This window comes from Novacetimonas sp. GS1 (assembly GCF_036686925.1).
GTDB classification, from domain to species: domain Bacteria; phylum Pseudomonadota; class Alphaproteobacteria; order Acetobacterales; family Acetobacteraceae; genus Novacetimonas; species Novacetimonas hansenii.
In genome coordinates, this window is the sequence record NZ_VSZP01000001.1 from 289,246 (window position 1) to 314,959 (window position 25,714).

The following is a 25,714-nucleotide window of genomic DNA, read 5'->3' on the forward strand; positions in this document are numbered from 1 at the left end:
AGGCTTAATAACATCCTGAAATTATAAAGGTTTTTGGTGAAGCTTTTTCTAAAAAGCTTCAGAAGACGCTGCCTTTTTGGAAAAAGGTACCACCCAAAAACTTTTCCTGTTTTTTATCAATGATGTGTTTTCAACCGGTTCTTTAAAATACTCTTTTACACTACCCGGCCCCACATGCAGGGCCGGGTAGTGCAACAGATTCAGTGCGCAGATGCAGCCTGCGGTGCGGGGGGATGTTCCGCATCATACAGGGTGGCTTTCTGCTCATCCGTCTTGCGGTTGCGGTAACGCTGCCACAGGCTCTCCTTGGGGTCGGCGGGATGTTCCTTGTCATACAGGGCCGCCTTTTCACGCAGGCCCTTGCGGTATTCATGGCGCTTGTACATACCAACCGCGCATCCGCCCACGGCACCCGCCACCGTATGATGGTTGGCGACATGCCCACCCACGGCACCGACCGCACCATATTTCAGGCATCCGCCCGGTTCCGCATGCGCCACCGCAACAGTGCCCCCGACCAGAGTGGTCGCCAGCAGGAATACCCTGGAAAATTTCTGTACCGTCATTGTCTGCATCATACCTGGCCCGATACTGATCCTGCCGGGAACGGGATGGCCTGCCCCGCTACGGCGCTTCTTGTTCAGGGACATTAGTAACACAATCCTTCGGACATGCATCATCCCCGTCAGGACTGGTCACAGTTTTCCGTCAGGTCATTATATACTTGTCCTTTTGGACAGGTATGCGCATTTTGCATGGGTGTAGCGGGCATGGTGGTCCCGCGCGCACCTGCCTGCCCTGCACTGCCCCCCGATGGTACAAGGGCCGATGGCGGGGCTGACTGCTGCTGTTGCTGCATCTCGGAATACAGGCTGTTGAGTTCGGCATCATAGACGGAGTCGTCTTCAGGCCCGGACCCGCTGGTGCCGTTATAGATACCAGGCGCGGCCTGGCGGCTGGCGGCGACGGCTGCGGCCCCGATGGCCATGCCAGTGCCGACACCAAGGCCATACCCACCCCAGCCCCAACCCCAGCCGTACGGATATCCCCATCCGCCCCAGCCCCACATCGGATAACCGCCACCCCAGCCCCAGCCCCAGCCGCGACCGCTCCAACCGCCGCCACGCCAGCCATCGACGTTACGCCACCTGCCACCGCCGCCATGCCAGCCGCCGCCCATGCGACCACCACCATCACCGCCGTGCCAGCCACCCCCGCCACCACGGGCATAGGCGGGTGCAGGGCCACCGACGACCATGCCCCCGGCCAGGGCCAGCGCAACGCCAGCCAGAAGAAAGCGCTTCATTCCCAGTTCCTCCCTTGCCAGGGCATCATGCCCCACAAATACGCCCCCATACGGCACTGGATCCTATCGATATGTTACGCCCGCCCCCATGCAATGGGACATGGGCACAACCACGCGCGTCAGCATCAATATGGGAAGATACAGCCACCTGCACGAGAAGGCACATATCCAATAATTTCAGGCATGATTTTCTGGGGGGAAACATCGCCCAAAAGCGATTTCCTGACCGGGAAAGATGACCGGCCCCCTGTAAAAACAGGGGTGGTCGGAGTGAGAGGATTCGAACCTCCGGCCCCTGCGTCCCGAACACAGTGCTCTACCAGGCTGAGCTACACTCCGTCTGGACGCGGCTATACAGGGGTCTGGCGGGTTCCGCAAGAGGGGGGCGCGTCTTTTCAGAAATGACCGACATTGGCGTTGCCACCATCGGTGGCCGCCGTATCACGCAGCGCACGCATCACGGCGGGGACATCATCAACCACGCAGAACAGGCGGCGCACATCCGGGGCTGCGAATCCGCTTTTGATCGTCGCCTCGATCATCGCCAGCAACGGATCGGCCCAGCGCGCGATATTGACGATGAAAATCGGCTTGTCATGCTGTCTGAGCTGTCGCCACGTCATGATCTCGATCGTCTCGTCAAAGGTGCCAAGGCCGCCGGGCATCACCACGAAAGCGTCAGATTTCGAAAACATCAGCGCCTTGCGTTCATGCATGGAGGTCGTGACCGTCAGGTCCGTCACCCCTTCATGCATGACCTCGCGATCATGAAGGAAGGCAGGAATGATCCCGGTCACGCGTCCGCCCGACGTGATCGCAGCATCGGCCACAGCCCCCATCAGGCCGACATGGCCACCGCCATAAACCAGCCGGATCCCCGCCTGACCCAGACACGCGCCGAGCTGCGTGGCGGCATCACGGAATTCAGGCCGCACGCCAAAGCGCGATCCACAGAATACAGCGACCGAGGAAATGGACATATCAGAGCAGTCTCCCACAAATCTTGGCGATGGATATCAGGCCCGTCCGGTCATGCACGCGCCTGGCGTTGCAGGAGGATCGTGGTCCCGACACCCGCCAGCGTAAACAGTGCCGACACCATGAACAACGCGCCATACCCCATTGTCTGAATGACAAGACCCAGCAGCGGCCCCGACAGGCCCACAGCGATATCAAGGAATACGGAAAACGCACCAAGTGCTGCGCCACGATTTTCCGGCCCGACCCGTGCAACAGCCAGTACCCCAAGCGCCGGAAACACAAGCGAGAACCCCGCCCCCGTCAGTGCAGCGCCCACATCGGCCATGAACACCCCCGAACAGCGCCACAGCACCAGCAGGCCGATCGTCTCCACAATCAGGGAAATCAGTGCAACGATCAGGCCCCCGCGACGGTCGATCTGGCGTGCGAAGACAAACCGCACCAGCACGAACACGATCCCGAACGCCGCCAGCGCGACAGCCGCGCCATCCCAGTTCTGGTGTGCGAAAAACAGGGCAAGGCATGATGAAATGGTGCCGAACCCGACCGACCCGCATGCCAGCACCACCCCATGGGGCAGAACGCGCCAGAATACGGTGCTGAATGGTGTGCGCGGCCCCTTGTGCGCGACGGGGGGCACGGGTTCGTATCCCAGCGCCAGCAGGAATCCGGCCAATGGCAGAACCGCCGACAGGGCCCCCACCAGCACCAGCCCGCCATAAGGCAGCGGCATGCCCGAAAGCATCTGCCCGATGGGCGCACCCAGCGCGATACCACCATAGGAGGTCACGCCATTCCATGAAATCACCTGCGCCGTGCGCGTGGCGCCAACGCGCCCGATATTCCACATGATCGCGCCGGTCGCGGTCCAGCTTTCACCCACCCCAAGGAAAACGCGGCTGAAGATCAGCAAAAGCGCCGACAGGACCGCATAATGGCGCAGCAGGCCCGACGTCATCAGCATCAGGCCCGACAGGGTACAGACCGCAAGCCCGACCACTACGGCCGGTTTCGCCCCGCGCCGGTCCGCCGCCTGCCCCGCCGACGCGCGTGAGGCGAAGGTCGCGAGATACTGCAACGATACGGCGAAACCCGCGATGACCGTATTATATCCCAGCACCTGATGCACAAAAACCGGGATGACCGCCATTGGCAGCCCGATATCAATGTAACATAGCAGGTTGAACAGGACGACGGCCAGAATCCGCCGTGTTGGTGACGCCATGGACGTCTGCGGCAGGGTCATGATGGGATCGAAACTCCGGCTGGGACATACGGCGCGCCCGTCAGGCCCGCGTGAATATGGGCAGTATGGCAATGCAATGACGCAATATCAGTAAAAAGGCATCACGACAGCAATACAACCGCGTGACCCACGCACATGATACGGTGCGTGTCATGGTTGGCAGCGCAGGCGCGTAACATATAACCTGCCCCGACGTCATCCCGCCAACAGACAACAGGCACGCATGCCATGACCGACACCCCATCCGACCCCACACCCGACGCCGGCGGATTTGTCACCGTATCGAGCCGCCTTGCCTATGAAAACCCATGGACCCGCGTGCGGGAAGATATCATCATCCGCCCCAATGGCCGCAAGGGATTGTACGGCGTGGTCGAACGTGGGGATTTCGTCGTGATCCTGCCCCTGTGGGAAGAGAACGGCAAACGCTTCGTCACGCTGGTCCAGCAATATCGCTACCCCATAAAACAGCGGATGTGGGAACTGCCGATGGGCATGTGGGAAACCCGCCCTGATGCCAGCGCGCAGGACGTGGCGCACGGAGAATTGCGAGAAGAGACCGGGCTTGTGGCGGAAAACATGCGCAATGCGGGCCTGATGTACCAGGGCGCGGGATATACCACGCAAAAGGGCCGCGCCTACCTCGCCACCGGCCTGACACAGGGGCCACATGCGCGGGAGGAGACGGAAGAAGACATCACCTGTCACAAGGTAAGGCTGGAGGAAATGGAGGCCATGATCCGCGATGGCCGCATCACCTGCATGGTCACGATCGCCGCCTTTGGCCTGATCCGCGCACAGGGCTGGATTTGAACTGTCCCCGCCGGGACAGGCATATGGTAACAGAAAACGCCGCCTTTTTAAAAAAGGCGGCCCCAAAAAAACTTTTCCTGTTTTTTATCAGGACCATACCTGAAATCTTTGCCCATTCCCCCCAACGGGGCATTTCCAATCATCCCTTGCAATTTCTGACTGTGGCCTTTTTCAGAAATGCAATAGCCATAGCGATGTTTCTGGAAACAGAAATGCGCCAGAGTTTGTAGATCCCGGCGGGTTTAAAGGGGGAATACCCTGCCAGACGGCCGCTTACACACCACACAGCGGAACAAGATAACGCTGCAGGTTCACCCGTAGAGGCATGAGATAGACATTGCCCCCCTGTGTCCGCACGGTACGCATCATCTGCCGGGCAAAAGCGATGTTCGCCTCCATCGTCGGTTCGAAATCATGGGGGAAGATGACATGGTTTGTCGTCTCCCAATAAGAACGCGAACGCGGGCCGACCACGGGGGAAATGCCCCAGAACACATTTTCCCCATGCAGCCAGTTCATGCACAGGTCCAGCATGCGCATGTCAAAGATCGGCTGCGTAAAGAACCCGACCGCCCCGGCTTCCTTTTTGCGTGCGATGGCCTCCATCTCCCGGTAAGGGGCGCGGCGATACGGGTCGAATGCGGCATAGACCGCCAGGTGCGGCGCCTCTGCACGGTACCGGCGGATGATGCTTTCGGTCGTGTTGGGATAGGTCAGGTGCCGCAGGTCCGATGGCGGGTCGCCCTGCACCACCAACACCGCCTCCAGCCCTTCCTGCCCAACACCCGGCAGGGGCGCGTCAGGCGCGATGTCGATGGCGCGGATATGCGGGATCACATTGGGGAAATGCGGCCGCGCCAGCGCGGCTGCGTCCCAGCTCCGCAGGGGAAAGCGCAGCAGGTCGGGAATGTTGATCATATCCGCAAGGGGGAAGCACGACCGCACCTCCGCCGCGTCACGCAGAAGGGTTTCGGTATCGCGTGGGATCAGTTCGACGGAAACCTGCATCACACGGTATCCCCCACACCTTCGACAAGTTCACGCGCCGCCTGCATCGTGTTGCGCAACAGGCAGGCGATCGTCATCGGGCCGACACCGCCGGGCACCGGGGTAATCTGCCCCGCGATATGGCGGGCTTCGTCGAACACCACATCCCCCACCAGCCGCGTCTTGCCATTTTCCACCGGTACGCGCGAAATACCGACATCAATCACGGTCGCCCCCGGTTTGATCCATGCCCCGTTCACCAACCCGCTGCACCCGGTCGCGACAACCAGAATATCCGCCTGCCGCGCCAGCACCTGTGGATCGCGCGTGTCGATATGCGCGACGGTGACGGTACACCCCTCACGCAGCAGAAGTTGCGCCATGGGGCGGCCCACCAGATTCGAAGCGCCCACCACCATGGCGTTAAGGCCACGCAGATCCCCAACATAGGATTTCAGCAACAAAAGACAGCCCAGCGGGGTGCATGGCACAAGGCCCGGCAAACCAAGCGCCAGACGCCCCGCATTGACCACGCCCAGCCCATCCACATCCTTGCGCGGGTCGATGGCGTTGGTCACGGCGACGGGATCAAGGTCGCCCGGCAGCGGAAGCTGCACGAGGATGCCGTGGATCTCGGGATCGATATTCAGTCGTGCGATCAGCGCAAGCAGTTCTTCCTGCGACGTGGTTTCGGGCAGCATATGCATGAATGAACGCATGCCCGCGCGATGGGTCTGCAAGGCCTTGTTGCGGACATACACTTCGCTTGCGGGGTCATTGCCGACAAGAACCACCGCAAGGCCGGGCGTGACCTGATGGCGGGCATAGAAGGCGCGCACATCCTCTGCGATGTCCTGCGTCAGGCGGTTGGCAAAGCCCTTGCCATCAATCAGGCGGGCCTCTCCCGGCGGGGGGATCTGGGGATCGGATGATACTGGACCAGTCATAACGCCTCCGCGACTTTCAACACGACGCACAGCAGATACGCAAGAAGTCCGGTCGCGACAATCACCTTTAGGCGCAATGGCACGCACACATATCGACCATGGCCATGAAAAAACCGGGGGACATGCCCCCGGTTCACACAATCAGGACAGTGCCTGAAAATAATCCATTGATAAAAAGAACAAAGGTCTTTGGCCATCATGTAGCCGAAGCTTTCCGTGGGAAAGATCGGGCAAAAGACCCTTGTTTTTTATCAGTCAGTTGCCTTCAGCCTCTTCCTTACTGCCCATCATCGTCATCACTGCTGTTATCGGCGTCATCGCTGCCCGGTGTCACCGCGACGAAAATGCTCTGGCCGTTACGCACAACCCGCAGCAGGACCGAATGATTGGTCTCCAGCGCCTGGCGGATGGCGGATACCGTGGCACGGGGATTTTCCACCGGCTTGTTGCCCACGGCCTGGATCACGTCGCCCGCATGGATGCCCGCCTGCTCTGCCGAGGAACCGGGCTGCACATCGCTGACGACCACGCCATGGACATTCTCATCAAGGCCAAGCTGCTGGCGTGCATCCGGCGTCAGCGGCGCGAGCGAGACGCCAAGGCGCGGTCCCTTGTCGTCGGTATGGTCATCGCCCACCGTCCCGTCGGTCGAGCCGCCCTTGCCAAGGTTCGCGATGGTCACGCTGGCGGTCTGGGGCTTGTCATTGCGCAGATAGCCGACCGTTACCTTGGTCCCCGGCACGACGGACGCCACCTTGACCGCAAGCGTATGGGGGGTATCGATCTTCTGCCCATTCAGGTCGGTTACGACATCCCCTGCCTTGATCCCGGCCTTTTCCGCCGGGCTGCCGGCGCTGACGCTGGCGACAAGGGCGCCTGTGGCCGGCGTGCCATTGACGGATTTCAGGCCCAGCGCCGTCGCCATGGACGGCGTGATCACCTGCGCGGTCACCCCGAGATAGCCGCGCGTCACATGGCCGGTCTTCTCCAACTGTTCGACCACGTTCTTGACCGTGTCGGACGGAATGGCGAAGCCGATGCCGATCGAACCGCCCGATGGCGACAGGATGGCAGTGTTCACGCCCACGACCTTGCCGTCCTGCGTGAACAGCGGGCCACCGGAATTGCCACGGTTGATCGGCGCGTCAACCTGGATGAAGGAATCATACGGCCCGTCGCCAATATCGCGGCCACGTGCAGAGACGATGCCCGCCGTCACCGTGCCGCCCAGGCCATAGGGATTGCCCACTGCAACAACCCATTCCCCCGGCTCCACCTTGTCGGAATCGCCAAGTTCGATGAAGCGCAGCTTGCCCGAAGGCGTGACCTTCAGCAGCGCGATGTCCGTCTTGGAATCACGGCCGACGATCTTGGCGGGCAGGCTGGTGCCGTCATCAAGCGTCACCGTCACCTTCGTCGCACCCTTTACGACATGGTTGTTGGTCACGACATACCCATCGGGCGAAATGACAAAGCCAGAGCCCCGGGCCTCCACATCATGATGTTGCTGCGGCATCATCTGGAACGGGAAGGGAAACGGAAAGCCGCCGGGCATGCCGCCACCGCCACCCACGTCCTCGCCAATATCGGCATTATGGATCTTGGCGGTGATGGAAACGACGGCGGGCTTCACCTGTTTGACGAGGTTGACGAAATTCGGAAGCTGCTGGACCTGCGTATCAGGCCGGATGACGCCGCTGTCATCCGCCCGGGCGCATGGCGCACCGGCCACCATCCCGCCCAGCAGGCTGCTGGCAAGCAATGTGGCGAGGAAGGCCCCGCGCACCGGGCGAGGAAAAACGGTTTTCGGCTGTAATGCGTCTGACATGGCATCCCTGAACATCTTGGTCTGATCTCGCTTGCGTCGGGCTGGGCCGTCCCGACCGGGGTTACAGTCCCATCGCCCGCACTGTGACGCAAGAGAACCAACCCCACTTATACCATGGCATGAAAGATACGTTAGATTACGCATCGTGACGCAACCCAGGAGCGACCGGGAGACAACCGGGAGGCATCGCATGGTTCAGGACATGCGACGGTTACGAAAAAACGCGCGCAGCATGTCCTGCGCCTCGCGCTCGCGCAGACCACCGATGACCTCCGGGCGATGAAGGCAGCCGGGACGGGCGAACAGGCGCGGCCCATGGTCCACGCCACCGCCCTTTGGGTCATATGCCCCGAAAAGGATGCGTCCGATACGGAAATGCACCGCCGCCCCCGCGCACATGGGGCACGGCTCAAGCGTGACATACAGGGCGCAGTCCGACAGCCGCTGCCCCCCGCGTATCCGCGTGGCCTCCCGCAGGGCCAGCATTTCCGCATGTGCCGACGGGTCATGCCATTCTTCCGACCGGTTCCCCGCGCACGACAGGATGACGCCACCGGGGCCGACCACCACCGCACCGACAGGCACTTCCCCCCGGCTGGCGGCGGCGCGCGCCTCGGCAAAGGCAAGGGACATCGGGTCCATCACACCGTCGGGACGGGCGGCAGCGGGGGGGAAAGATGCAGGCATCACGGCACGATACCCCCGCACCGCAACCATTCAAGCCATTACGGCGTTGCACGGGTCGGCCCCGGTTTATGTTACCGTTATATGACCGTGCAAAAACACCACAGCGATGCACATTAACGTCAGGAAACCGCCATTTTCATGGACATTCCCTGACGTGTGCTGCCATCATTGACCTATGTGGTGTTACGTTTTGCAATATTCTGTAATCAGGGGTCCTGAATTTAACCGCGTCTCGTACCCGCGCCGCATTCCTGCAGGCTTTTGCACGGATCGCACGGCCACACGACACGCCTGACAGCACACGGGAGAAAGGGCATGCATACGCTTACGCTGATTTTGACCACAGCCGCGATCGTTGCAGGCATGGCCATCGCGGATGCCCCCCGTGGCGTCCGCCGCTCCGAATCCTGTCCCCTTTCCTGCAGTCTCGCACCCGTGGCGCAACAATAGGCCCGGACTTACGAAACGACACGGGACGGACGCGGGCGCATTTCCTTTCCTTGCGAATTATTCTAGGGAAACGGAATGGATACGTCCCATCCCCTGATCGGCGTGACACTGGATTGCGAACCGCCCTGTCCACCGCAACAGGGCGGATACTCACGCTATCCATGGTACGCCATACGCTGCAACTACATGGATGCCGTCACGGCCGCAGGTGGGGTGCCGGTCGGGCTGCCCCATGATTCGGCGGGGGCGGCCGCCATCATGGCGCGACTCGATGGCCTGATCGTCACTGGCGGGGCGTTCGATATCGCGCCCGACCTGTATGGCGGGGATGCGCCACATCCCACCGTCACCACGAAATCCACGCGCACGGCCGCCGAACTGGCGCTGGTACAGGCCGCGTTGCGGATGGGACGGCCCATTCTGGGCATATGTGGCGGGGAACAATTGCTGGCGGTTGCACTGGGCGGCACACTGATACAGCATATCCCCGACACCATCACGGCCCCCCTGCCCCATGAACAGCCCAATCCGCGCGACGAAGCCGGACACGAGGTCACAATCGTCCCCGGCACGCGTCTTGCGCATATCACGCGCGCCACCCGCATGGCGGTCAATTCGGCCCACCACCAGGCGGTCGCAACCCCCGGGCGCGCCATCGTCAGCGCCGTCGCCCCCGATGGCGTGATCGAGGCCATGGAACTGCCGGGCCATCCTTTTTGCATCGGGGTGCAATGGCATCCCGAATTCGGCATTTCAACAGGGGACCGGCTCCTGTTCGATGCCCTGATCGACGCTTCGAGACACAGAGAATGACAAAAGACGCCTCCCCCGCCCCCACCACGCCGCATGGCGATCGCATCGCCAAGTGGCTGGGACGTTCCGGCGTCGCCAGCCGGCGCGATGCCGAACGGATGATCGAGGAAGGGCGCGTACGCCTGAATGGCGACATCGTGCGCCATCCCGCCACCTTCGTGTCCGATGGCGACATCGTGCAGGTGGATGACAAAGTCATCGCCGCACCCGACCGCACGCGCCTGTGGCGCTATCACAAACCTGACGGGCTGGTGACGACCCATCGCGACCCGGATGGTCGCCCCACGGTATTTGCCTCCCTGCCCGAAGGAATGCCGCGCGTCATCAGCGTCGGCCGACTCGACCTCAACAGCGAAGGGCTGCTTTTGCTGACGAATGACGGTGAACTGGCGCGCAAGCTGGAACTGCCCAGCAACGGCTGGATCCGTCGCTATCGCGTGCGGGTCTTTGGCGTGGTGAACGAAGACCAGCTGGCCGACCTTGCACAGGGCAGCGTGTTCGAAGGCGTCCATTACGGCCCGATCGAGGCGGCGCTGGATTCCAGCCGGGGCGACAATGCGTGGCTGACGGTTTCCCTGCGCGAAGGCAAGAACCGCGAAATCCGCAAGGTCATGCGTGGACTGAACCTGCATGTCAGCCGCCTGATCCGCACCTCTTATGGCCCGTTCCAGCTTGGCACGCTCGAACGCGAAGAGCTGGAGGAAGTGACCGGCAAGGTGCTGCGTGAACAGGTGCCCGGCCTTGCCAACCCGCGCCGCAACACGCGGGCGTAACGGGCACGACGGGAATGAGGATCGTTGCCGGCCGTTTCCGTGGCCGCGCCCTGCGCGCGCCGCCGGGCCGTGTCACACGCCCCACCGCCGACCGGGTGCGCCAGGCGCTGTTCGACATGTTGATGCATGCGCCATGGGCCGGACGTGACGTGATGGAGGGCGCGCAGGTGCTCGACGGATTCGCCGGCACCGGTGCCCTGGGGCTGGAGGCCCTGTCGCGCGGGGCAGCGGCGGCGCTGTTCATCGAAAGCGACCGCAACGCGCTGTCGGCCCTGCGTGACAATATCGCCGCGTGCGGGGCGCAGCCCATGGCGCAGGTCCGGGCATGGAACATGACGCGCCTGCCCCCACGCGGGGCGGCGACCCCGGCGGGGCTGGTGTTCCTTGACCCCCCTTATGGCCGCGACCTGCCCGCCGCCGCACTCGCCACGCTTGAACGGGGGGGATGGATCGCACCGGGCGCGCTGCTGATCGTGGAAACAGCCGCCGACGAAATCCCGCCCGTCGCCCCCGAACGCCTGCTGGCGCAGCGCGAACATGGTGCGGCACGGCTGTCGGTCTGGCGGCACGAGGACGCCACGGGACGATAATTTCGTCCATAAAAGGCGCAACCGCCCTTCTGTCACGCGCCATGGCCGCGTTATAGTCCCACGGATGTGGGCGCATGGCGTCATGCCCGCCCCTTTGCGCCCAGAGTTTTCATGACGGCCACACCCCGGCAACCTGCATGCCGCGATGTCATGGCCACACAAGCAGGATACGGATTTTTGGCGATCCCCGGCCGTTTCATCCCCGAGTCCCTGTCATCCGGCCCCACACGGACCCGGCTGCTGCGGCGTCTTGCCGAAACGGGCGGGGTGGCGTTGTGGATGCTGGCGCTGGCGCTGATAGCCGCCTTGTGGAGTTATGATCCGCGCGATTCCTCGGCCAATACCTCCAGCGCGCAGGCCCCCACCAACCTGCTGGGCACGGTCGGGGCATATGTGTCGGACTTCCTGTTGCAGAACATGGGCGTCACCAGCGCACTGGTCATCCTCGCGCTGATCGCATGGGGATGGCGTATCATCCGCCATAATGGCGTGGGCTCCGGGCTGATCCGCGTGGCCGCGCTGCTGGCGGCGATGCCGGTCCTGTCCGCCCTGCTGGCCGCCGTGCCGATCATGTTCCCCGCCGTTCCCAATCCGCAATGGCCGGCCGATTCCGGGCCAGGTGGGGCGGTGGGGCTGTCGCTGGCGCATATGGCGCTCCAGGCCGGGGTCAGCATGATGGGTGCGTGGGGACGGCCCATCATGTGGCTGCTGGGCCTTGTTCTGGCCCTGCTGCTGATCCCGCTGGCACTGGCGCTGTCACTGTCGGAATGGCGCGCGATCGGGCGCGCGCTGCGCATGGTGGGACGCCAGCCCGTCCGCCTTGCGGGCGGGGCGCATACCCTTGCGGGCAACATGCGCGCACGGGTGCAGGCCTCACGCAGCGACCCTGCCCCCACCATTACGGACGCGCCCCCCCGGGCGCGTGACAGCCTTGCGGACGCCCTGCCTGAAGAGGACATCCCCCTTCCCCGCCGCATGGAGCCCGAGGCAGCCCCCCGTGCGCCGGACCCGGCCTATCCCGTGACGACGCACGCCCCCGTGCAGGCGCCTGCCCCCACTGTGCCCGATACCACGCCCGCGCGGGCCATGACGCCACCACCGCCCGTGCCGCTGCCTGCGACCTCACGCTCGCTAAGCGTGCGTGATGCCGCGCCACCGCCACTGCCCCCCGCACGGGAAACAGCCACGCAGCCCGAACCCGCAGCCAGCCTGCCCGCATCCCCCATGCAGGGCCGGGTGTCGATCGGCACGAACTGGGTCCATCCGCCAGGCATGGAGGAGGATATTTCCCCGCCGCTGCTGGTGAATCCGTCGGAACCGCAGGACCTTGCCCCCTGGCACGAGGATGCGCCCACACCGGCCACGACATTCGCCCCGCCGATCGACACCCCGTCACAGCCCGAACGACCGACCCTGCTGGGACGTCTGTTCAGCGGGGGCGCCACGCGCCCCCCCGCGCCCCCCGTGCCCGAAGACCTGCCACCGGCGGCCCCGCCGACGGGTACGACCACCGCACCGATGGGCGAACGCTATGACGCACCGCAGCAGCATACATGGCAGTTGCCGCCCCTCTCTCTCCTTCGGCCCCCACCGTCACATGCCACCACCGGCCCGACGGAAGAGCTGCTGAAGGCGAACGCCGCGCACCTTGTCACCATCTTGTCCGAATACGGCGTGCAGGGGGAAATCAGGACCTATCACGCAGGCCCGGTCGTCACCCTGTTCGAACTGATGCCCGCGCCCGGCATCCGTGCCGCGCGCGTCATCGGGCTTGCGGATGACGTCGCACGCTCCCTTTCGGTGCTGAGCGTGCGTATCGCCACGGTGCCGGGACGCAATGTCATCGGGATCGAAGTGCCCAATACCCGCCGCGACACGGTCTATTTCTCCGAACTGCTGCGCGACGACCGCTGGGTGCATGCCCGCGCGCGCCTGAACCTCGCGCTGGGCAAGGATATTGCGGGGGAACCTGTCTATAGCGACCTTGGTTCCATGCCACACCTGATGATCGCGGGCACCACCGGGTCGGGCAAGTCGGTGGGCGTGAACGCCATGATCCTGTCACTGCTGTACCGGCTGTCACCGGATCAGTGCCGGCTGATCCTGATTGACCCCAAGATCCTTGAATTCTCGATCTATGAGGGCATTCCCCACCTGATGACGCCGGTGGTGACGGAACCGGCCAAGGCGGTCGCGGCCCTGAAATGGACCGTACGCGAAATGGACCGCCGTTACCGCGCCATGGCGCACCTGCAGGTCCGCAACATCGCCAGTTATAACGAACGTGTGGCCGAGGCGCGTGCCCGGGGCGAAATCGTGACCCGGCGCGTGCAGACGGGATATGACCCCGAAACGGGCAAGCCGACATTCGAAGAACAGCAACTCGCACTTGATGCCCTGCCCTATATCGTCGTGATCGTGGACGAGATGGCGGACCTGATGATCGTCGCGGGCAAGGAAATCGAGGCCCTGCTGCAACGCCTGGCGCAAAAGGCCCGCGCGGCGGGCATTCACCTGATCATCGCGACACAGCGCCCGTCCGTCGATGTCATCACCGGCACCATCAAGGCGAACTTCCCGACGCGCATCTCCTTTCAGGTCATCAGCAAATTCGACAGCCGCACCATCCTTGGCGAACAGGGGGCGGAACAGTTGCTGGGGCGTGGTGACATGCTGTTCATGCAGGCGGGGGGCCGCATCACGCGCGTCCATGGTCCCTTCGTCGATGATAGCGAAGTAGAGGCCGTGGTTGCCTTCCTGCGCGCGCAGGGGGAGCCCATCTATGACGATGAAGTCATCTCCGCCCAGGACGAGGACGGGGGTGGCCGCGCCATTGGCGGCGGCGCAGGCGGGAACGAGGAAGACAGCCTGTTCGGACAGGCGGTGGAGCTTGTCGCGCGCGAAGGCAAGGCGTCCACGTCCTTTATCCAGCGCCATCTTTCGATCGGCTATAACCGCGCGGCCAAGATCATCGAGCAGATGGAGAAAGAAGGCCTCGTCAGCGAAGCCAACCATGTCGGCCGTCGCGAGGTATTGATGCGCAAGACCGCCGACGACGAATGAAACCCCGCAGACCCGCCATCCCCCGCGTCACATCCCCCGCCCCGCGTGCTGTCACGCGTGCTGTATCGAACCGCAACGGCGGGGAACTGCCCTTCCCTGTCCTGCTGCGGACGCGGCACTTCATCGTGATCGACAAGCCCCCGGGCCTGCCCGCCCATGCGGGTCGCGCGGGCGGGCCGAGCGTGGAAGACGCGTTCGCCCTGATGTCACGCCATCGCAACGGGCCATGGCTGGCGCACCGGCTGGATCGTGACACATCGGGGTGCCTGCTGGTGGCATTGCGCAAACAGGCGCTGATCGCGGCACAGGAATGTTTCGCCAGTGGCCGGACCACCAAGGTGTACTGGGCCATCACCCATGGCCATCCCACAGCGGGGCATGGGGTGGTCGAGGCCCCGCTGCTGCGGCGGGCGGAACGCGGGCAATGGCGGATGGAGATCACGCCCGACGGGCAGGACGCCCGCACGGCGTGGCGGTGCCTCGCACGCGGCCACATGCCCGATGGCAGCCCGGCAAGCTGGCTTGAACTGCGGCTGGAAACGGGGCGTACCCACCAGGCACGGGTGCATTGCGCGGCACTGGGTTGCCCGGTGATGGGGGATGGTCAATATGGTCGGGCGGACGGAAAGTCGCTACATCTGATGAGTCGTGAACTGTACCTGCCCCTTGACCCACCCATCCATGCCATCGCCCCGCCACCAGCCCATATGTGCCTGACCGCACGACAGGCGGGATGGACGCTGGCATGTCCGCCGGCCATCACACATGCCGTAACCAGAGCGCATATAACCGAACCACCCGCCGCCATGGCCCTGCGGGACAATGCCCCCACCCACGCGCAACATCCCGGCCATGACGTGCCCGCCACCACGCCCTGACGCGCGCCATTACGGAGAACCCCGTGTTTGCCCACCAGCTCACCGAAGGTCTGATCCGGGTCCTTGAACGTCCCGATCTGCGCGTTATCGCCGGTTCGCGGCGCATCAGCCTGTCGCCTGACCTGCCCGTCCCCTTCCGCGTCACCGATACGGGGCATGTCCTGCTGGGCGCGGCATGTCTGGGCAATGGGGATCACAGCGCATTTTACCTGCGCCATGCGCTCGAACTGGCGCATCTGCTGGAGGTTGCCCCCCGCCACCCCGTCATCGCCGCCCTGTGCGCGGCGCGGACGGCGGCACTGTTTCACGGGCTGGACGTCACATGCGACGCCCCCACCACCACGGTCGCGGGGCCGCTGCCGGCGTGGATCGACATCATGGCAGCAGACCACCTGCCCCCCCCTGCCGTCCTGCATGAGGTCTGGCTGTCCGTGGCACCATGCCAGCCCGCGCCCGCCGATACGCCCGACATCGCGGCCATACATGCGCGCATGCAGGCAGTGTGGCCGTGGACCGGGCCGACCGAAACACTGATGGCCCTGGGCGGCGATGCACGGCTGAGTATCGACCCCACGACCGGCCTGAACCATTATGGCTGTTCACACCGGCCGCGCCCGTGGGCGGTCACATTCGCCTCATCCACCGCGTCCTCGCTCTCCGAACGTGGCTTTGCCGGGGCGGAGGCGGCGCGCCTGCGCCTGATCGCCGCCGCCCTGTCGGACCCGCATGCCGATGTGCCTGCCGCCCTGACGACGGAAATCCATGACGGAATCGCACGGTATTTCGGCCTGCGCGGGGATGAGGGGATCATCCTTGCCCCCTCTGGCACGGACTGCGAGCTTTATGCACTGGCGCTGGCGGCGCTGGCGCCGGGGGGACGTGCGGTCAGCAATATCCTGATCGCGCCGGAAGAAACCGGAAGCGGCGTGCCTCTGGCCGCACGCGGATGCCATTTCGCCAATGATACCGCGCTGGGTCACATGGTGCCAAAGGGGCACCTGATCGCGGGATTCCCCGATGATACGCAGGTGATCGACCTGCCGATGCGTGACGCACGCGGGCAACAGATCCCGCTGGCGCAGGTCGATGCGGACTGCCTGCGCGTGGCGCGCGCGGAACTGGCACGCGGGCGGCATATCCTGCTGCATCGCCTTGACCTGTCAAAAACCGGGCTGCTCGCCCCGCAGATGGAAACACTCGATACCCTCATCGCCACGGCCGCGGCCGGGCAGGTGGATGTGGTGGTCGATGCCTGCCAGACGCGACTCGACCCCGTGCGGGTACGCGACTACCTCGACCGGGGGTGGATGGTGATGGTCACGGGGTCCAAGTTCTTTACGGGGCCGCCGTTCTGCGGGGCGGTCCTGCTGCCTGCGCCGGTCATGGCGCGCCTGTCGGGCACGCCCCTGCCGACGGGGCTGGCGCAATACACCCATCAGGCGGCATGGCCTGCGGGACACGCGCGCATGGTGCTGCCGACGGGGCACAATATCGGGTTGAGCCTGCGCTGGCAGGCGGCCCTTGCGGAAATGGCCGCACTGTCGGAGGTGCCACGCGCCACCGTCACGCAACGCCTGCGGACATTCCTGTCGGCGGCACGCGACGCCATCACGCATAATCCCGACCTGTGCCTGTTGCCCCCTGTTGCCCCGCGCCGACCACCACTGGCCGATGCATGGGATGATGCCGCGACGATCCTGTCCTTTTTCGTGCGCGCACATGATGCACATGACACCTTCCGCCCGCTGGCGCTGGCACAGGCGCGCAGGCTTTATGTATGGCTCAATACCGACCTATCGACCGTCATCCCCACCGGTGACGGGGATGAACGCCGCCTTGCGGCACTGTTGTGCCATGTGGGACAGCCGGTGCCGCTTGCACATCCGGCGCTGGGCGGGGAACTGGCCGGGGCGTTGCGCATTTCGGCGGGCGCACGCCTGGTTTCGGGCGAGCCCTCGCATGACGGTATGGACAGCCGACGCCGGATGGAGCGCGAAACACGCGATGTCCGTCGTGTGGTGGAAAAAATCAGCCTGATTCTACGCCACTGGCCCACCATCGCCGCCCATGACCCGCATCCGACCTACATGCCGCATCACCTGGAGCAGGGATGAAAATGAAAGTTTTTGGGTGTCGCCTCTTTTCAAAAAGGCGACGTCTTTCAAAGCTTTTTGAAAAAAGCTTTCCCAAAAACTTCTGAATTCAGCTTAACCCCGAGGTCCTGCAGACGCTTTCATTTCTTCAGAAACAGGGGGCAGGAACCTGTGCTCCCTGCCGGGTCCGGGCAGAGCCCGGTTTTTTCTTCGCTGTTTCGTACACGCACACGTCACGCTGACAAAAGCCTATGGAGACCCCTGCCCTCATGTCGCAGAATCACGGTAATTTCCTCGACACCCCGCAATTGCAGAAGGGGGTTACGCGGTTCTGGCTGATCCGCCACGCCATCGTTGAACAGAACGCGCGCAGGCACCTGTATGGTGCGATGGATGTGCCGCTATGCCCCGACAGCCTTGTCGCGCAACGCCCGATGTACGAGACGCTGGCCCGTCGCCTGCCGCATCCGGCATTATGGTTCACCTCCCCCCTTGGTCGGGCGCAACAGACGGCGCAGGCCATCCAGCAGGCCGGATATGGCATGCAGGCCAGCCGGATCGAACCGGGTTTTACCGAACAGTCGATGGGCGAATGGCACGGCACGACACATGACCGCCTGCCAGAAAAACTGGCGGTGCCGGCGCATCCGTTCTGGTCCGTGGGGGCCACGGAACAGCCACCAGGTGGCGAAAGCATGGTGCAGGTCTGCGCCCGCGTCGGTGCGGCGCTGGATCGTATGTCGCGTGAATATGCGGGACAGGACATGGTGGTCGTCAGCCATGGCGGGGCGATCCGCGGGGCGTTGGCGCATGCGTTGCATGTCCATGCGCATACGGCACTGCATTTTTCGGTCCAGAACCTGTCGCTTAGCGTCATAGAACACCTGCGCGAGGGATGGCGCGTCGTCAATGTGAACGAACTGCCTCTGGCCTGACCCGTTCCATGTGCGGCATGCTTGGCTGTTATATCATGGCCCGTTGCCTGCTTTCCATTGCCGGAGACCGCACATCATGACCCATCCCACGTCCCGTTCCTTTCCGCGGGGAGCGGCGCTGCTGAACGATCCCGCCGCGAACAAGGGAACCGCCTTCAGCGCGGAGGAACGGCGCGTACTGGATATCGAAGGGCTGCTGCCGCCACAGATCGAGACACTGGAACGTCAGGCGGAACGCGTGTTCCGCCATCTTGACGCCAAACCGAACGACCTTGAACGCTATATCTACCTCTCCAGCCTTGGCGACCGGAATGAAACCCTGTTTTACAAGGTCGTCATGTCCGACCCGGCACGATTCGTGCCCATCATCTATGCCCCGACGCTGGGTGCGGTGTGCAAGGCGTTCAGCCACCTGTACCGCCGCCCGCGCGGCATGTATATCAGCCTGGAACATAAGGGGCGCATCGCCTCTGTCCTGCGTAACTGGCCCGAACGCAATGTCCGCTTTATCTGCGTAACAACCGGCGGGCGCATCCTTGGCCTTGGCGATATCGGGGTCAACGGCATGGGCATCCCGATTGGCAAGCTGCAGCTCTATACCGCATGCGGGGCCGTGCCACCACACACCACCCTGCCGATCCAGTTGGACATCGGCACGACCAACGCGGCACTGCGGGCGGACCCGCTTTATCTCGGGCTGCGGCGCGAACCGCCGGAACAGGCGGAACTTGATGCGTTCGTAGAGGAATTCGTCAATGCCGTACAGGAGGTCTTCCCCCCCTGCTGCATCCATTTCGAGGATTGGAAAGGCACGGATGCGATCCGCTACCTTGCGCATTATCGCGACCGTGTTTTGTGCTACAATGACGACATTCAGGGCACTGCGGCTGTCACACTGGCCGGCTTGACCACGGCCCTGCAGATTCTGGAAGCCCCTTTGTCGGCCCAGAAGGTTGTGTTTCTGGGCGCGGGGTCATCAGGGCTGGGTATCGCGGACCTGCTTGTACGCGCCATGCAGCGCGAGGGCCTGTCGGAAGATGCCGCGCGCGCGCGCATCACCATGATGGACAAGGACGGGCTGCTGGTCACATCGCGCACCGACCTGTCGGAACAGCAGCGCCGCTATGCCCGCGATGATACGCCCACGACAGACCTTCTTGACGTGATTACGCGGGTGCGTCCCACGATCCTGATCGGGGTATCCACCGTGGGGGATGCCTTCACACAGGCGGTGGTCGAACGCATGAGCGCGATCAACAGCCGTCCCATCATCTTTGCCCTGTCGATCCCCAATGCCGAATGCACGGCAGAACAGGCTTATACCTGGTCAAAGGGACAGGCCCTGTATGCCGCCGGTATCCAGTATCCGGTGGTCCAGGTCGGGGACCGGTCCTTCCATCCGGGGCAGGCCAACAATTTCTATATCTTTCCGGGGCTCGGCCTGGCCACCTATGCCACATGCCCACGCCACATCACCGATGATATCATCATCGAGGCCGCACATGCGCTTGCGGATCAGGTGGATACCGCAAGCCGTGCGCGCGGGCGGCTGTTCCCGCCACAGGACCAGATCGTGGAGGTGGAAATCACCTCGGCCTGTCGCCTTGCGGAATATATCTTTGACCATGACATGGCCCATGTCGAACGCCCCGACGATATCCGCAAATGGGTCGAGGGCATGATCTATACCCCGACATACAAGCCCATCGCACTGGAGTGAATCCAGACATATGCCTTTTCCCAAAGATCCATATCTTTGCGCAGCGTTTGAGAGACTGCTTGAAAAGTCATTCTTGATAACATACTGAAATTATAAAGGTTTTTTGGGAATCTTTTCCCAAAAACCTTCAGAAGACGCCGCCTTTCTGAAATAAAAGGCGGCGTCCAGAAACTTTTCTTATTTTTTCTCAATGAGCTGTTTTCAGACACGCTCCGAGAACAGCGGCACCATAAACATTTATAATGTCAGTAGGTGACTGGTCCTGCCATTTCAAATGGCCTGCCAGGGAATGACGAACCGTCTGATACCGCCCCCCTTTCAGGACTCTGGGGCTGCGACCTCTCTGCGGGGCTATCGCGGCAGTTTATGCATTGCGGGGATGGAACAGGATCACCCCTGCCCCGATCAGGCAGATCGCAGCCCCCAGGATTTCCCAACGTGTCGGGGCATATCCCTCCACCACGCGCATCCATGTCAGGGATGCAAGGATATAGATCCCGCCATAGGCCGCATAGGCCTGCCCCGCCGTATCGGTATCAATGCGTGTCAGCAACCACGCAAACGCCACCAGCGCCGCCATGCCAGGGATCAGACAGGCGATGGACCGCCCCAGCCGCAACCACGCCCAAAAAGCAAAACAGCCACCAATTTCACAAAAACCAGCCACCAGATAAATGGCAAGGGACAGGATATACTGCTTCACTGACGACGCTTCCTTTCCTGATATCAGAACCGGCAATATCCACAGCAGAACACCCCGTCCCCGTCCAATGGCTGGAACCTGCATGTCCACGGAACATGACCTGAATGGTAAAGGGATTTTGGTGGAGATTTTTCAAAAATCTGCAACAACGTCGCCCTTGTTAAAAAGGCAGCATGGCGCCGTTTATGATCTTTATCGGGCATCCCGGACGGATATTGCCGGATTGTTGTCCAGATACAAAAAATCCCGGCATCAGATGATACCGGGATTTTCATACGGCAATCGGCGTTACACCGGAATTCTGTGGTGGGCGCACAAGGGCTCGAACCTTGGACCCGCTGATTAAGAGTCAGCTGCTCTACCAACTGAGCTATGCGCCCACAGACTTTCCCCTTTCGGGTGAGGGGCTTTTACCAAGACAGGCCCATGGCGACAAGGGGTTTTTTGAATATTTTTTCCAACATAGTGAACCCACCCCATGGATCACCATCACCCTACCTGAACGTCCACAGGTTCATCGTTTGTTTTTTAACGCCCGAAAGAACACACATTCAAAACCCGCAGAAACATTCCCCCGATCAGGCCATGGGCAGAGATTTGAAATCACCCCGTATAATTGCAGAAGCGGCCTGGTCCTTTCCCGCAAGAAAGAACCCTCTGCCCCCTTCCCTCATGCCTGCAACAGCCGCAGCAACCCATCGAACTGGTCCAGGGAACGGTAATCCACACGCAGCGAACCACCCTTGCCATCAAAGGTAATCTGGACCTTCAGCCCGAGCTTTGCCGTCAGGTCGCGTTCCAACGACCCGATTTCCGGGTCTTTATGCGCCTGCTCCTCCCGCTTTGCCGCGACCTTGTTCTTTACATCCGTTTTTTTCGACAGGGCCTCGGTCTGGCGGACATTGAGCCCCTGTTTCAACACAACCTTCAGCGCCGCGACAGGATCGGGATGCGCCAGAAGCGCACGTGCATGACCCGCCGACAGTTCCCTGTCCCGCACGGCATCACGCACAGGCGGGGGAAGTTGCAACAGGCGCACCATATTGGCGACATGGGGGCGTGACTTGCCAATGGCCCCCGCCAGTTCTTCCTGTGTCAGGCGGTAATCGTCGAGCAGACGTTGCAGGCCCTCCGCCTCTTCCATGGCATTCAGGTCTGCGCGTTGCAGGTTTTCCACCAGCGCCGCCGCCATCGCATCGCCATCGTCAAGGGCACGGATATGGACCGGCACCTCATGCAGGGACGCAAGCTGGGCGGCACGCCAGCGCCGTTCCCCGGCGATGATCTGGAACATATTGGGACGATCCGGGTGGGGACGCACAAGGATCGGCTGCAAAATACCCCGCGTACGGATGGAATCCGCCAGTTCTTCCAACGCTTCGGGGGCCATGTGCTGGCGCGGCTGGAACGGGCCGGGTTCAAGGACATCCACCGGAAGCACAGAGCCACCATCCATATTTTTACGCGGTTCCAGCCCCGGTGCAGGATTGAGCATGTTCACCTGATCGCCGAGCAATGCGGCAAGCCCCCGGCCCAATCGTGGGCGGGCGGCATCCTTCTTGGGTTTCATCCCTGCTTTTTCCCTTTCCGGCCCGCCCTGAGTGCAAGACGTGAGGTCACTTCATCCGACAGCGCCCTATAGGCCTGGCTGCCGGAGGAACGGGCGTCGTAAAACATCACGGCCTGCCCATGGCTCTGTGCTTCGGAAATGCGAATATTGCGCGGAATGACCGTCTCCAGCACGCGATCGCCAAAGAAGCTGCGGGCATCCGCCGCCACCAGTTCCGACAGGTTGTTACGCCGGTCATACATCGTCAGCACGATCCCCTCCAGCTTCAGCGCCGGGTTCAGGGACTTGCACAGGCTGTTGACGGTGCGCACCAACTGGCTGATCCCTTCCAGCGCAAAAAACTCGCACTGCAACGGCACGATCACCGCCTGTGCGGCCACAAGCGCATTCAGCGTCAACAGGCCAAGGCTGGGTGGGCAATCAATCAGGATGACATCATATTCACCGCCAATCCGCGCAATGGCATCACGCAGGCGATATTCCCGTCGATCCGACATGACCAGTTCCAGTTCCGCCCCGGCCAGTTCGGTATCCGCCGCAATAACCGACAGGCCGGGAACGGATGTTTCCTGGATCAGGTCAGCCGCCGGCGCATCCTCCCCAATCAGGGCATAGGTCCCGCGACGCCGGTTTTCATAACCGATCCCCAACCCGGTGGACGCATTTCCCTGCGGGTCGATATCAATCAGCAGAACACGGAACCCACCTGCCGCAAGACCGGCGGCAAGGTTGATGGCAGTAGTTGTTTTCCCCACCCCGCCCTTCTGGTTCGCAAGGGCGATGATGCGGGGGGCATGCGCGGCCTTATCGACCGGATGATGCATGGTTGTGGTCTGTGACACGCCTTATATCGCTCAATCTAAGAATGATACCATCCGCATCAGTGCGGCTTGGAATTCGGGTCACCGCCATACGCCAGTCGGCATTGGCGGCATTGAGTTCTTCGTCTGCGTTCTTTCCCTTCAGAAACAGGCAGAATCCTTCCTTATCCAGAAATCGTACGCCCCATTGCAATAACTGCGGCAATGGGGCCAGGGCACGCGCGGTGACGATATCGGCAGGCCCGGCCTCCGCCGCCTCGATCCGCGCGGCGATGACACGGGTACGCACACCCGCCACACGGGAGGCCTCGCGCAGGAACGCGGCCTTGCGTTGGTCCGATTCAATCAGCGTGACATGCGCGTCAGTCGCCATCGCAATCACCAGCCCGGGAAATCCCCCGCCCGACCCCATATCCACAACCCGCGCACCCTGTGGGATCAGGGCTGCAAGTTGCAGGCTGTCGGCAATATGGCGGGGCCATAACTGCGCCAGGTCCGGACGGGACACAAGATTGATGCGCGCATTCCAGCGCACCAGCAGGTCAGCATAGGCAGTCAGGCGATCGCGTGTTTCACGTGAAACATCATCCAGCACACCTGCATGCCCCATCATGTCTGCCCCCGACATCAGGCCACCTGCCGCACATGCGACAATACCGCCACCAGTGCGGAAGGCGTAATGCCGGGAATGCGCTGTGCCGCACCAAAAGTGACAGGCCGCGCCTGCGACAGGCGTTCCTGCATTTCGGTACTGAGGCCACCAATCGCATGGTAATCAAGGTCATGCGGCAAGACGAGGCGTCCGTCATTGGCAAGCTGGCGGATTTCGCGTTCCTGTCGGGACAGGTATCCGCTGTACCGGGCTTCGGTCGCGACATGCTGACGCACCCGTGGCGACAGGCTGCCCACCCATGGGGCAACATTCTCCACCACATCCATCAGCGCCCCCGTCGCCATGACATCCAGCAACGATCGCGCACGCCCGTCGGCAGATACTATAATCCCCTCACGCCGCAGGGTTTCGGGCGGATACGTATCGGTGCGGGCACGTTCCATCGCCATGTCGATCGCGGCCTGCTCCTCCGCAAAGCGCTGACGGCGCGCGGGGCCGATACAGCCCCATGCCATGCCCAGCGACGTCAGGCGCAGGTCGGCATTATCCGCGCGCAACGTCAGGCGATATTCCGCACGCGACGTGAACATGCGATAGGGTTCGGATACCCCCTGCGTCGTCAGGTCATCAATCATGACACCGATATAGGCCGTGCCCCGATCCAGCGTCACCGCCCCCTCGCCCGCCGCACGACGCGCGGCGTTGATACCGGCCACGATTCCCTGCGCGCCAGCTTCCTCATATCCCGTCGTGCCATTGACCTGCCCGGCAAGGAACAGGCCCGGCAGGGACTTCAGCTCCAGCGCGGGGGTCAGCTCACGCGGATCGACATAGTCATATTCAACCGCATAGCCGGGGCGCACGATACGACAGCGTTCCAGCCCGGGTATGGAATGCAGCATCTGTTCCTGCACATCCGCAGGCAGACTGGTGGAGATCCCATTGGGATAGACCAGTCCCCCCCCGGGATTATCCGGCAGCGCCTCGGGTTCAAGGAATATCTGGTGGCTGTCACGCTGTGCGAAGCGTACGACCTTGTCCTCGATGGAAGGACAGTAACGCGGCCCCCGCCCCGAAATCGCGCCACCATAAATGGCCGACAGGTGCAGATGTTCACGAATGATATCGTGCGTACGGGGTGTCGTCGCGGTAATGCGGCATGACACCTGGGGGTTCGTGATCGTGTCGGTCATGCGGCTGAACGGTTCGGGAATCGCATCGCCCCGATCCTCCGCCAGAGCATCCCAGTCGATGCTGTCACGGGCAATACGGGCGGGCGTGCCGGTCTTCAGCCGCCCCATCCGCAGGCCCAGCGCCTGCAACCGCTCCCCCAGCCTACGGGCCGGGGCCTCCCCCACACGTCCGGCAGGCTGACTGTCATGGCCAACATGGATGACCCCCCGCAGGAACGTCCCCGCCGTCAGGACGACCGCCCCGGCATGGAAGATGCGTCCATCCTCACACACAACGCCACGGACCGTGTGGCCATCATCCACCACAAGATCACCCGCAGCGCCCTCGACAATCTCCAGACCTTCGGTTTCAGCCAGAAGATCGAGGATCGCACGCTGGTAAAGGGAGCGGTCCGCCTGCGCACGCGGACCATGGACGGCAGGCCCCTTGGAGCGGTTGAGCAGCTTGAAATGAATACCCGCCCGGTCCGCCGCCTTCCCCATCAGGCCATCCAGCGCGTCAATTTCGCGCACAAGATGCCCCTTGCCAATTCCACCGATTGCGGGGTTGCACGACATCACCCCCACCGTCGCACGCTGATGGGTCAGCAGCATGGTCCGCGCGCCACACCGCGCGGCAGCGGCAGCGGCCTCGCACCCGGCATGGCCGCCGCCAATCACGATCACATCATAAGTGGCGTTGTACGTGGCGTTCACCCTACCCC

General features: G+C 62.7%; 22 protein-coding genes and 2 tRNA genes. 9 read left to right on the top strand and 15 right to left on the bottom strand.

Annotated elements, in window-relative coordinates; all coding sequences use genetic code 11:
- Positions 1–200: 200 nt before the first annotated feature.
- The 5 genes from FYB92_RS01400 to FYB92_RS01420 all read right to left on the bottom strand — a co-directional run bounded on the left by FYB92_RS01400 (position 201) and on the right by FYB92_RS01420 (position 3,533).
- Positions 201–566 carry a hypothetical protein gene (locus tag FYB92_RS01400; protein ID WP_371861367.1) on the bottom strand — a complete coding sequence of 122 codons (366 nt, stop codon included), beginning with the start codon at positions 564–566 and terminating at the stop codon, positions 201–203.
- A gap of 119 nt (positions 567–685) precedes the next feature.
- Complete coding sequence (locus FYB92_RS01405) at positions 686–1,306, bottom strand: hypothetical protein (protein WP_075624875.1); 621 nt, start codon at positions 1,304–1,306, stop codon at positions 686–688.
- Between the two features lie 262 nt (positions 1,307–1,568).
- Positions 1,569–1,645 (bottom strand) — tRNA-Pro (locus FYB92_RS01410).
- Positions 1,646–1,701: 56 nt separating this feature from the next.
- Positions 1,702–2,286, bottom strand: a complete 585-nt coding sequence (locus FYB92_RS01415) for a TIGR00730 family Rossman fold protein (RefSeq protein ID WP_003616935.1) — start codon at positions 2,284–2,286, stop codon at positions 1,702–1,704.
- A 50-nt stretch (positions 2,287–2,336) separates the two neighbouring features.
- The gene (locus tag FYB92_RS01420) at positions 2,337–3,533 is read right to left on the bottom strand and encodes an MFS transporter (protein ID WP_332828054.1); all 1,197 of its coding nucleotides are present in this window, start codon (positions 3,531–3,533) and stop codon (positions 2,337–2,339) included.
- A gap of 228 nt (positions 3,534–3,761) precedes the next feature.
- Here FYB92_RS01420 and FYB92_RS01425 point away from each other — a divergent pair, with 228 nt between their 5' ends.
- On the top strand, positions 3,762–4,346 hold the full coding sequence (locus FYB92_RS01425) for an NUDIX hydrolase (RefSeq protein WP_332828055.1): 585 nt from the start codon (positions 3,762–3,764) through the stop codon (positions 4,344–4,346).
- A 273-nt stretch (positions 4,347–4,619) separates the two neighbouring features.
- Here FYB92_RS01425 and FYB92_RS01430 read toward each other — a convergent pair whose 3' ends face one another.
- The 4 genes from FYB92_RS01430 to FYB92_RS01445 all read right to left on the bottom strand — a co-directional run bounded on the left by FYB92_RS01430 (position 4,620) and on the right by FYB92_RS01445 (position 8,795).
- Positions 4,620–5,354, bottom strand: a complete 735-nt coding sequence (locus tag FYB92_RS01430; protein ID WP_062808433.1) for a methylenetetrahydrofolate reductase — start codon at positions 5,352–5,354, stop codon at positions 4,620–4,622.
- Positions 5,354–6,280: a bifunctional methylenetetrahydrofolate dehydrogenase/methenyltetrahydrofolate cyclohydrolase FolD gene (gene folD, locus FYB92_RS01435; protein ID WP_332828056.1), complete on the bottom strand. Its 927-nt coding sequence runs from the start codon at positions 6,278–6,280 to the stop codon at positions 5,354–5,356. The genes FYB92_RS01430 and folD overlap by 1 nt, the downstream gene beginning before the upstream one ends.
- Before the next feature lie 277 nt (positions 6,281–6,557).
- Positions 6,558–8,123, bottom strand: coding sequence for a Do family serine endopeptidase (locus FYB92_RS01440; RefSeq protein ID WP_040510330.1), 1,566 nt, complete (start codon positions 8,121–8,123; stop codon positions 6,558–6,560).
- A gap of 180 nt (positions 8,124–8,303) precedes the next feature.
- The gene (locus tag FYB92_RS01445; RefSeq protein WP_192265244.1) at positions 8,304–8,795 is read right to left on the bottom strand and encodes a nucleoside deaminase; all 492 of its coding nucleotides are present in this window, start codon (positions 8,793–8,795) and stop codon (positions 8,304–8,306) included.
- 525 nt (positions 8,796–9,320) lie between these two features.
- Here FYB92_RS01445 and FYB92_RS01450 point away from each other — a divergent pair.
- The 8 genes from FYB92_RS01450 (at position 9,321) to FYB92_RS01485 (ending at position 20,110) form a co-directional block, all read left to right on the top strand.
- On the top strand, positions 9,321–10,058 hold the full coding sequence (locus tag FYB92_RS01450) for a gamma-glutamyl-gamma-aminobutyrate hydrolase family protein (protein ID WP_332828057.1): 738 nt from the start codon (positions 9,321–9,323) through the stop codon (positions 10,056–10,058).
- A complete protein-coding gene (locus tag FYB92_RS01455) occupies positions 10,055–10,831 on the top strand; it encodes a pseudouridine synthase (RefSeq protein ID WP_003616915.1) in 777 nt (258 codons plus the stop codon). Before FYB92_RS01450 ends, FYB92_RS01455 begins: the two co-directional genes overlap by 4 nt.
- Positions 10,832–10,845: 14 nt before the next feature.
- The gene (gene rsmD, locus FYB92_RS01460) at positions 10,846–11,421 is read left to right on the top strand and encodes a 16S rRNA (guanine(966)-N(2))-methyltransferase RsmD (RefSeq protein ID WP_192265246.1); all 576 of its coding nucleotides are present in this window, start codon (positions 10,846–10,848) and stop codon (positions 11,419–11,421) included.
- Positions 11,422–11,598: 177 nt separating this feature from the next.
- Positions 11,599–14,484 carry a DNA translocase FtsK 4TM domain-containing protein gene (locus FYB92_RS01465; RefSeq protein WP_332828955.1) on the top strand — a complete coding sequence of 962 codons (2,886 nt, stop codon included), beginning with the start codon at positions 11,599–11,601 and terminating at the stop codon, positions 14,482–14,484.
- A complete protein-coding gene (locus FYB92_RS01470; protein ID WP_332828058.1) occupies positions 14,481–15,362 on the top strand; it encodes an RNA pseudouridine synthase in 882 nt (293 codons plus the stop codon). Before FYB92_RS01465 ends, FYB92_RS01470 begins: the two co-directional genes overlap by 4 nt.
- 23 nt (positions 15,363–15,385) lie before the next feature.
- A complete protein-coding gene (locus tag FYB92_RS01475; protein WP_332828059.1) occupies positions 15,386–17,476 on the top strand; it encodes a hypothetical protein in 2,091 nt (696 codons plus the stop codon).
- A 248-nt stretch (positions 17,477–17,724) separates the two neighbouring features.
- Positions 17,725–18,390 carry a histidine phosphatase family protein gene (locus FYB92_RS01480; protein ID WP_080545484.1) on the top strand — a complete coding sequence of 222 codons (666 nt, stop codon included), beginning with the start codon at positions 17,725–17,727 and terminating at the stop codon, positions 18,388–18,390.
- A 76-nt stretch (positions 18,391–18,466) separates the two neighbouring features.
- A complete protein-coding gene (locus FYB92_RS01485) occupies positions 18,467–20,110 on the top strand; it encodes an NAD-dependent malic enzyme (RefSeq protein WP_062808429.1) in 1,644 nt (547 codons plus the stop codon).
- A gap of 364 nt (positions 20,111–20,474) precedes the next feature.
- On the opposite strand, the gene FYB92_RS01490 is transcribed toward FYB92_RS01485, so the two are convergent.
- The 6 genes from FYB92_RS01490 to mnmG form a co-directional block, all read right to left on the bottom strand.
- Entirely contained in the window at positions 20,475–20,813 is a 339-nt protein-coding gene (locus FYB92_RS01490) for a YnfA family protein (protein WP_371861365.1), read from the bottom strand.
- Between the two features lie 304 nt (positions 20,814–21,117).
- Positions 21,118–21,193 (bottom strand) — tRNA-Lys (locus FYB92_RS01495).
- A 290-nt stretch (positions 21,194–21,483) separates the two neighbouring features.
- The gene (locus FYB92_RS01500; protein WP_247067219.1) at positions 21,484–22,383 is read right to left on the bottom strand and encodes a ParB/RepB/Spo0J family partition protein; all 900 of its coding nucleotides are present in this window, start codon (positions 22,381–22,383) and stop codon (positions 21,484–21,486) included.
- A complete protein-coding gene (locus tag FYB92_RS01505) occupies positions 22,380–23,207 on the bottom strand; it encodes a ParA family protein (protein ID WP_003616895.1) in 828 nt (275 codons plus the stop codon). Before FYB92_RS01505 ends, FYB92_RS01500 begins: the two co-directional genes overlap by 4 nt.
- Positions 23,188–23,832, bottom strand: coding sequence for a 16S rRNA (guanine(527)-N(7))-methyltransferase RsmG (rsmG, locus tag FYB92_RS01510; protein WP_003616893.1), 645 nt, complete (start codon positions 23,830–23,832; stop codon positions 23,188–23,190). Before rsmG ends, FYB92_RS01505 begins: the two co-directional genes overlap by 20 nt.
- Positions 23,832–25,706 (bottom strand): tRNA uridine-5-carboxymethylaminomethyl(34) synthesis enzyme MnmG, encoded by a 1,875-nt coding sequence (gene mnmG, locus FYB92_RS01515; protein ID WP_332828060.1) that lies wholly within the window; start codon positions 25,704–25,706, stop codon positions 23,832–23,834. The genes rsmG and mnmG overlap by 1 nt, the downstream gene beginning before the upstream one ends.
- Positions 25,707–25,714 lie beyond the last annotated feature (8 nt).